11 protein-coding genes are annotated in these 7,357 nt (G+C 66.1%); 6 read left to right on the top strand and 5 right to left on the bottom strand.

Going from position 1 to position 7,357, the window contains the following annotated elements:
• From AC2VOU_RS19605 to AC2VOU_RS19595, 3 genes are all read right to left on the bottom strand, one after another.
• The coding region (locus tag AC2VOU_RS19605; protein ID WP_486958860.1) for a WXG100 family type VII secretion target at nucleotides 1-129 on the bottom strand (129 nt) is incomplete at its 3' end.
• Nucleotides 130-186: 57 nt separating this feature from the next.
• Entirely contained in the window at nucleotides 187-486 is a 300-nt protein-coding gene (locus AC2VOU_RS19600) for a PE family protein (protein WP_486958858.1), read from the bottom strand.
• 58 nt (nucleotides 487-544) lie between these two features.
• Entirely contained in the window at nucleotides 545-1,564 is a 1,020-nt protein-coding gene (locus AC2VOU_RS19595; protein ID WP_486958857.1) for a LysR substrate-binding domain-containing protein, read from the bottom strand.
• A 139-nt stretch (nucleotides 1,565-1,703) separates the two neighbouring features.
• On the opposite strand from AC2VOU_RS19595, the gene AC2VOU_RS19590 reads away from it, so the two are divergent.
• Complete coding sequence (locus AC2VOU_RS19590) at nucleotides 1,704-2,519, top strand: IclR family transcriptional regulator domain-containing protein (protein WP_486958856.1); 816 nt, start codon at nucleotides 1,704-1,706, stop codon at nucleotides 2,517-2,519.
• A gap of 270 nt (nucleotides 2,520-2,789) precedes the next feature.
• Nucleotides 2,790-3,611: an IclR family transcriptional regulator domain-containing protein gene (locus AC2VOU_RS19585; RefSeq protein ID WP_486958855.1), complete on the top strand. Its 822-nt coding sequence runs from the start codon at nucleotides 2,790-2,792 to the stop codon at nucleotides 3,609-3,611.
• 7 nt (nucleotides 3,612-3,618) lie between these two features.
• Here the strand turns inward: AC2VOU_RS19585 and AC2VOU_RS19580 are convergent, their stop codons facing one another.
• Both AC2VOU_RS19580 and AC2VOU_RS19575 read right to left on the bottom strand, forming a co-directional pair.
• Nucleotides 3,619-4,401 (bottom strand): IclR family transcriptional regulator, encoded by a 783-nt coding sequence (locus AC2VOU_RS19580; RefSeq protein WP_486958854.1) that lies wholly within the window; start codon nucleotides 4,399-4,401, stop codon nucleotides 3,619-3,621.
• A gap of 21 nt (nucleotides 4,402-4,422) precedes the next feature.
• Nucleotides 4,423-4,905 carry a nuclear transport factor 2 family protein gene (locus AC2VOU_RS19575; RefSeq protein WP_486958853.1) on the bottom strand — a complete coding sequence of 161 codons (483 nt, stop codon included), beginning with the start codon at nucleotides 4,903-4,905 and terminating at the stop codon, nucleotides 4,423-4,425.
• Between the two features lie 98 nt (nucleotides 4,906-5,003).
• Here AC2VOU_RS19575 and AC2VOU_RS19570 point away from each other — a divergent pair, with 98 nt between their 5' ends.
• The 4 genes from AC2VOU_RS19570 to AC2VOU_RS19555 form a co-directional block, all read left to right on the top strand.
• Nucleotides 5,004-5,795, top strand: a complete 792-nt coding sequence (locus AC2VOU_RS19570; protein WP_486958852.1) for an SDR family NAD(P)-dependent oxidoreductase — start codon at nucleotides 5,004-5,006, stop codon at nucleotides 5,793-5,795.
• A 6-nt stretch (nucleotides 5,796-5,801) separates the two neighbouring features.
• A complete protein-coding gene (locus AC2VOU_RS19565) occupies nucleotides 5,802-6,668 on the top strand; it encodes a TIGR03619 family F420-dependent LLM class oxidoreductase (protein WP_486958859.1) in 867 nt (288 codons plus the stop codon).
• Entirely contained in the window at nucleotides 6,665-7,150 is a 486-nt protein-coding gene (locus AC2VOU_RS19560) for a nuclear transport factor 2 family protein (protein WP_486958851.1), read from the top strand. Before AC2VOU_RS19565 ends, AC2VOU_RS19560 begins: the two co-directional genes overlap by 4 nt.
• A gap of 10 nt (nucleotides 7,151-7,160) precedes the next feature.
• On the top strand, nucleotides 7,161-7,357 hold a 197-nt coding region (locus AC2VOU_RS19555), incomplete at its 3' end, for an SDR family NAD(P)-dependent oxidoreductase (protein ID WP_486958850.1).

Raw genomic sequence — 7,357 nt, 5'->3', positions numbered from 1 at the left:
GGCGCCGGAGATGTTCTCCGACGACGCCATCATCCGCCGGGCCTCGTCCTCGACGGTCTGGGCGTGCACGTCGAACCGGCCCGCCATCGCCCGCATCTGTTCCGGGTCGGTCATAAAGTGCGTAGCCACTATTTGTCTCCTTCTACTTGTCGATGAGTGGTTGGTCTGTCGAAAACGGACGTGTCGCTACCCCGCAGCCGCGGCGTTGGCAGCCTCAGTCATCGCATACGAGGTGGCGCTAGTTCCAAGGGTCGCCGCAAACTGCTCGTGGATCGCCGCGGCCTGTGCGCTGATCGTCTGGTAGAGCTGCGCGTGCATCGCGAACTGTGCCGCGGTGAGCGCCGAGACCGGATCTGCGGCCGCGGGAAGAACTCCCGTTGTCGGGCCGGCGATCGAAGCGTTAACCGAATTCACCGAGGCGCCGATCCTGTATAGATCACCAGCCGCCGAAGACAGAGCCTCAGGTTGTGTCGTGACGAATGCCATGTGCTTCCCTTTCCGTTTCGATATTTTCGGTTGACTGCGTTTCGCCCTGGCGCGTTCATCAGGACGCCCGGCTGGGTTCGAGAAGTGTGCGTGCGGCGGCCGGAAAGTCATGTCCGGCCGCACTGCCGACATCCTCGGCGGCCAGCTTCTGCAGCACCTGCACCAGCAGCTGCGCGCCTGGGTTGACCGTCCGACCGACCGGCGTGGTGACCGCGATGGTGCTCTTGACTGCGTTCAGCGGAACCGGCAGCGGGCACAGGGCCGGATCGTGCTGCGCTATCGACGCGGGAAGCAGTGCGACCAGATCGGACTCGAGCAACAGCTGCCGCATCGCCTCCAGCGAAGTGACCTCCACCCGATTCGCCGGCAGCGACAGGCCGTGCCGGCCGAAAAGGTGTTCGGCGTCCCGACGCATGCCGGCCTCCACGCCGGGGACGACCCATGGATACCCCTGGAGATCGGCGAACGCGACGGAGTGCCGAGCGGTGAGCGGATGTGACTTTCGGGTGAATATCCCGATTGGCTCGGTGTAGATCGGGATGCCCACCTCGGCTTCATTGGCGCTCCCTGCGCGCCAGCCGACGATCAGATCGACCTGTCCGGCGCACAACTCCAGCGAGAGCGCCCGGGGAGCACTCTCCCGGATTACCACGGTGAGCTGTGGGCGCTCCATCTTCAGCCTGGCGATTGCCCGCAGTAGCAGCACGTGCGCACCGCCCGCATCGGTACCGACCACCACGGTGCCGCGGTTGGCGTCGGCGAGTTCGGCGACGTGGCGGCCCGCCTGGGTGAGTTCAGTGAGGATAGCCCGGGCGTGCCGGGTGAAAGTCTCGCCGAAGATCGTCGGGGTCACCCCACGCGGACCGCGCTCGTACAACGACACTCCCAGGATCGCTTCCAGATCGCGCAGGGTTCTGGTGGCCACCGGTTGGGTGATGTGCAGCGCTTCCGCTGCGGCGATCACACTGCCGTGCTCGGTCAGGACGTCGACCAGGACGAGGTGACGAAGCTTCAGCCTGCCGTCCAACAACCGCAATCGGTCCATCAGGTTCCTCCGCCGTTCGATGTCGTACGCCATCCGTACTATTGCACGCATATCGAGCAGTATGGGATAGTTCACACACTGTGTCAATACGCGGTAGTCATCACAGCTCCAGCGGTTGCCCGCGCCGGGCGCCGACGGCGACCGCTCCCACCGGCCGGAAGGTTCCCCTATGATGACCAGTCAGCAGGGCGGCGCCGAGACCCGCTCGTCCTCCGGCGACTACGTGCAGTCACTCGCGCGTGGGCTGGCTGTGATCCGTGCGTTCAGCGACGAGGATCCGCGGCACACGGTCAGCACGATCGCCCAGCGCTGCAGCCTGTCGCGCCCGGCAGCGCGGCGCTTCCTGCTGACCCTGACGGAGCTGGGCTACATCAGCACCGACGGCACCCAATACTGGCTCACCCCGCAGGTGCTCGAGCTCGGGCGCAGTTACCTGTCCAGCCTGTCGCTCTCCGACCTGGCCCAGCCTCACCTGACGAAGCTGTCCGCCTCCCTCAACGAGTCGTCGTCGCTGACCATCCTGGACGGCTTTGACATCATCTATGTCGCGCGCGTCCAGGTTCGCCGGATCATGTCGATCACGATCGTCGTCGGCACCAGGTACGCCGCCTCTGCAACCGCCATGGGGCGTGTGCTGCTAGCGGGTTTACCGGCCTCTTCCCGGAAAGAGCGCCTCGCGGCCATGCCGTTGACGACATACACCAGCGGCTCGGTCGTCTCACCGGAAGATCTCGCTGCCGAGCTGGACCGGGTGAAAGCGCAGGGTTTCTGCGTCACCGATCACAGCGTCGACTACGGCCTGTACTCCGCGGCAGCTCCGGTCCGCGACAGCAAGCGCAACACCATCGCCGCGGTCAGCGTCTCTGTCCCGGTGACGACATTCTCGAAGTCGCAGTTCGCCAACGAACTACTGCCCCTAGTCATCTCGACCGCCGACCAGATCAGCGTCGACGTCCGACACACGGGGACATTGGCGTGGTACACGTGACGGAGGCTGTGCCCGCGACAACGTGTCGGCATCGACTGTGACTTGTTTCGTAGTGTTCCCGATGCGGATGGTCTCGTCCCGGTCGTCGCTCGCCGCGTGGCCTCACGCGTAATCCAAGCGCGCCGATGAATCCGATCGAGGCACGTTTAGGACGGACCACACAGTGCCGATCTCTATGCCAGCGTAGTGCGTCACCTACCATAACAGTTGTACCCAGCGGGGAGCAGGACCAGACCTACCTTGGATCGGCGGGCCCGAACGATCATGGCAGTGCAGCGAGACGACGACGGAGTTGACGAACCTATCGCGCCCTCCGGCGACTACGTGCAGTCACTGGCACGGGGATTGTCCGTCATCCGGGCGTTCAGCGACGAGAACCCGCGGCAGAACATCAGCGAGGTCGCGCGGCGTTGCGGTCTATCCCGGCCGGCGGCACGACGGTTCCTGCTCACTCTGGCCAAGTTGGGGTACATCGCCACGGACGGCTCGCTGTTCTGGCTGACCCCGCAGGTTCTCGAACTCGGGTGCAGCTATCTTTCTAGCCTATCGCTGCCCGACCTCGCGCAGCCGCACCTGACCGAACTGTCAGCGGCGATCAACGAATCGTCGTCGGTGGCGGTGCTGGACGGCTTCGAGATCGTCTACGTCGCGCGGGTGCAGGTCCGTCGCATCATGGCCGCGACCATCATGGTGGGAACCAGGCTGTCCGCACCGGCCACCGCGATGGGCCGGGTGCTGCTCGCGGGCCTGCCTGTCGCAGCACGAGAAGAGTGCCTACGCTCCGTGCCGCTGGTGTCTTTCTCCAGCGGAAGCCCCGTTTCCCGGGAGGAACTTGCGGCCGAGCTCCATCGAGTCGCGGACCAGGGTTTCTGCATCGTCGATCACAAGACTGACTTCGGACTGCGCTCGGTGGCCGCACCGATCCGGGGCCGACACAAAAAGACCATCGCCGCGGTCAGTGTTTCCGCGTCCACGATGACCTATTCGAGCGTCCAGGTCCATGACGAACTACTGCCTCAGGTTCTCACGACAGCCGAGAAAATCAGCACCGATATCGCACACACCCAGATGGGCCTGGTCAACCTCGACTAGGACGCCATTAGCGCAACGCCTCCGAAGTTCGTGCCGCCGCGTCGGCTACCAGCGGCACCAGGCGTTCGATCGGCACCGACTTCGCCGCTCCGGCCACGCAGATCGCCGCGACCGGACCGTCAGCACTGCGGATGGCGGCCGCCACGCTGGGCAGCTCTACGCCGACGAACTTTCGGGTCTGCGCCCCGCGGTCGATCGAGATTCCGTGCGCCTGCCGGATACGGGCCAATTCCCGGTGCAGGCCGGTCAGATTCCAGATCGCCCCGCCCTCGCCGCGCGGAAGCCGCTGAGTGAAGAGCGCATCGACATCCTCGGGTGGCAGCCATGCCAGCATCGCCCGCCCGCCGGTCGTCTGATAGGCGGGGTGCCTGCTCCCGACTTTCGACGGCAGTCTGGCGGCGAAACGACCACCGATCTTGTCGAGGAAAACCTCGTCGGGGCCCTGCAGGGCCGCCAAGTGCACCACCAGACCGGTACGCAGGTGCAGGCGATGCAGGTGTTCGGCGGTTGCCCGGCGGATCTCGCCGTGCAGACCGTCCTGGCCTCCCAATCCGAGAGCGCGCCGGCCCAGGCTGTACCGGGCTCCGTTGTATTCCAGCCACTGCAGCGAGACCAGTTGTCCGAGGATCCGGTGCGTGGTCGACCGCGGCAGGCCAGCGCGGTCCGCGATCTGGTCGAGGTTCAGTCGGGCTGTCGACCGTTGTTCGAACGTGTCGAGGATCAGGGTGACACGCTCAACCATCGATGGTGGGCTGAGCTCCTGACGCTCAGCGCTGACAGCCCTCGTCACGCCTTGAATTTACACCGGAATTCAGGGCTTCAGCGCATCGCCGGGAGTCACCTTGAAGTCCGGGATGCCGGAGATCGACATCGTGGCCTCATATGTCCGCCGATACCCGGTGGAACTGATCTTCCAGCCGTCGGCGGTGCGCCGGTACTCGTCGTGATAGAAGGCGGCGCCGACCAGCATGAGGTCGTAGTCGGCCATGATGACCCGGTCCTGCAGGTACCAAATGCCCGTGGCCGTGTCCGGGCCGGTCACGGTGATCTCGGGATGGGTGACCCGATGCTCGCTGAGTACGTTTCCCGGCAACGAGGAGCGCATGAAGTCCACCAGCGTCGCCCGGTCGCTGAACTTGTGCGCCGCTCCGATCGACGCACCGTAGTCGGCGGCGATGTCCTCGGTCAGCGTTTCGGTGAAGTCGTCCCAGTGTTTGGTGTCCAGCGCCCGCAAGTAGCGGTATTTCACCTGCTTGATCGCCTCGACTGCGGCAAAGACCTCGGCATCATTCATCCAGCCATTGCAGCACCGGATCCCGGCGGACAGCCCGAAATATCTCATCCAGTGAGATGCCAATGCCCAGCAGCCGGGGCGCGGGTGACGATGTCGGGATGGCAATTCTTTCTACTTATGGACCGTGGGCGGTGGTCGCCGGCGGGTCTGAGGGCGTCGGCGCCGAGTTCGCCCACCAGCTCGCCGCCGAAGGCCTCAATCTCGTCCTCGTCGCACGCAAGCCCGGGCCGCTGGAGCACACCGCAACCACCTGCCGTGGACTCGGTGTCGAAGTCCGCACGTTCGCGGCCGACCTGACCGACGCCGCAGCCGTCGACCGGCTGATCGAGTCGACCGCCGACCTCACCGTCGGCCTGCTGATCTACAACGCCGGGGCCAACACCTGCAGCGAGGAATTCCTCGACGGCGACCTGGTCGACTTCGCGAGCGTCATCAACCTGAACATCAACACCTTGATGAAGTTGGTCCAGCACTACGGCCGCGGCATGCGGGACCGCCGCCGCGGCGGGATCCTGATGGTGGGCTCGATGGCCGGCTACCTGGGCTCGACGCGGCACACCATCTACGGCGGGGTGAAGGCGTTCGGCCGGATCTTCGCCGAGGGCCTCTGGCTGGAGCTGCGCGAGCACATCGTGCACGTGCTGGAGCTGGTGCTGGGCGTGACGAGGACACCGGCGATGGAACGTGTGGGACTGAACTTCGACGTGCCGGGCATGAAGGTCGCCGAGCCGGCCGACGTCGCGCGCGAAGGCCTGGAGCAGTTGCCGAACGGGCCGGTGTTCATCGCCGGCGGCAATGGCGGCGACGTGGAACGGCGCAACAACCCGAATCGTGCCAAGGTGGTGCTGGGCACGCACCGCTTCATGCAGCAGCTGATCGGTCAGGGCTAGATGACCGTGCGCCTCGGACTCTCCACCCCGGTTGTCGTCCAGACACCGGGTATCGCGTCGGCGTGGGAGCAGGGTGCCGGCATCGACGACGTCGTTGCCGTCGCCAAGGTCGCCGACGAACTCGGGTTCGACTACCTGACCTGCTCCGAGCACGTCGCCGTCCCGGTCGACCAGGGCAACGGACGCGGCTTCGTCTACTGGGATCCGGCGGCGACGTTGTCTTTCCTGGCCGCTCAGACGTCGTCGATCAGGCTGACCACGTGCGTGCTGGTGCTGGGCTACCACCACCCCCTGGAGATCGCCAAACGCTACGGCACCCTGGACCGGATGAGCGGGGGCCGGGTGGTATTGGGCGTCGGGGTGGGCTCGATCGAGGACGAATTCGCCATGCTCGACTCATCCTGGGCGGACCGCGGGTCTCGCGCCGACGATGCGATCCGGGCTCTTCGGACATCACTGTCCAACCCGCGGCCGAGCTACGACGGCGAGTACTACCACTACCGCGACGTCATCGTCGAGCCATACGCGCTGCAGCCGCGCGTGCCGATCTGGATAGGCGGCCGATCCCGCCGATCGCTGCGGCGTGCCGTGGAGCTGTCCGACGGCTGGATGCCGTTCGGGCTGAGCGGAAATGAACTTTCGGAGATGCTCGCGACTGTGGACCTCCCGGGCGGCTTCGACGTCATCCTGGGCCCCGGCCCGATGGACCCGCTGGGCGACCCGGCCAAAACGACACGGCGCCTGGAGTCGCTGCGGGAGATCGGCGCGACGATCGTCAACTGCTCCATTAAGGCCGACTCCGTCGGCCACTACTGCGACCAACTCGGGGCGCTGCGCGCCCTGGCCGACAAGATCGAAGGGGAATCGTCGTGAGCATCGACCGGCTGGCCGAACTGGAGCGGCGCCTGGCCCGCGTCGAGGACGAACGCGCCATCGAGCGGATGCTCGCCTCCTACGGCCCGCTGGTGGACTCCGGCGACGCCGACGCGACCGCCGCGCTCTGGGCCGAGGACGGCAGCTACGAGGTCGAGGGCTGGTCGATGCGCAGTCGCGCGGAGGTCGCCGAGATGGTCCTCTCCGACGCGCACCAGAGGCTGATCGGCAGTGGCGCAACGCATTTCCTTGGCCCGGCGGTGGTGACGGTCGACGGCGACGAGGCCGTCGCGGTCTGCGAATCGGTGCTGGTGATCCGGCACGACAGGAAGTACGTCCTCGGGCGGGCCGGGGTGAACCATTTCCAGCTGCGGCGCATCGACGGGCGGTGGCAGATCACCCGCCGCGTCACCCGCACGCTCGACGGCAACGAGCGGGCTCGCGAACTGCTGTCGGCCGGGATTGCCGGCCTTCGACCGTAAGGAGACACCCATGCGTTTGGCAGGCAAGGTCGCGATTGTCACCGGCGGCGCCGGCGGGATCGGACGCGGCATCACCCGGGCGTTCGTCAAGGAGGGCGCCCAGGTCCTGGTCGTCGACATCAACGACGAAGCCGGACATGCACTGGCAGCCGAACTCGGTTCGGCGGTCCGCTATCTCGGCGCCGACATCTCCCAGCAGGCCAGCGC

The sequence above is a fragment of the Mycobacterium sp. TH-M25 genome (assembly GCF_057473665.1).
The sequence above is the reverse complement of the archived record's forward strand: the minus strand, read 5'-3'. Positions and strand labels throughout refer to the sequence as shown.

What these genes read in the sequence shown, in the direction of transcription:
- AC2VOU_RS19600 (WP_486958858.1), bottom strand. Translation starts at nt 486, where the DNA reads ATGGCATTCGTCACGACACAACCTGAGGCTCTGTCTTCGGCGGCTGGT.
- AC2VOU_RS19595 (WP_486958857.1), bottom strand. Translation starts at nt 1,564, where the DNA reads ATGGCGTACGACATCGAACGGCGGAGGAACCTGATGGACCGATTGCGG.
- AC2VOU_RS19590 (WP_486958856.1), top strand. Translation starts at nt 1,704, where the DNA reads ATGACCAGTCAGCAGGGCGGCGCCGAGACCCGCTCGTCCTCCGGCGAC.
- AC2VOU_RS19575 (WP_486958853.1), bottom strand. Translation starts at nt 4,905, where the DNA reads ATGAATGATGCCGAGGTCTTTGCCGCAGTCGAGGCGATCAAGCAGGTG.
- AC2VOU_RS19570 (WP_486958852.1), top strand. Translation starts at nt 5,004, where the DNA reads ATGGCAATTCTTTCTACTTATGGACCGTGGGCGGTGGTCGCCGGCGGG.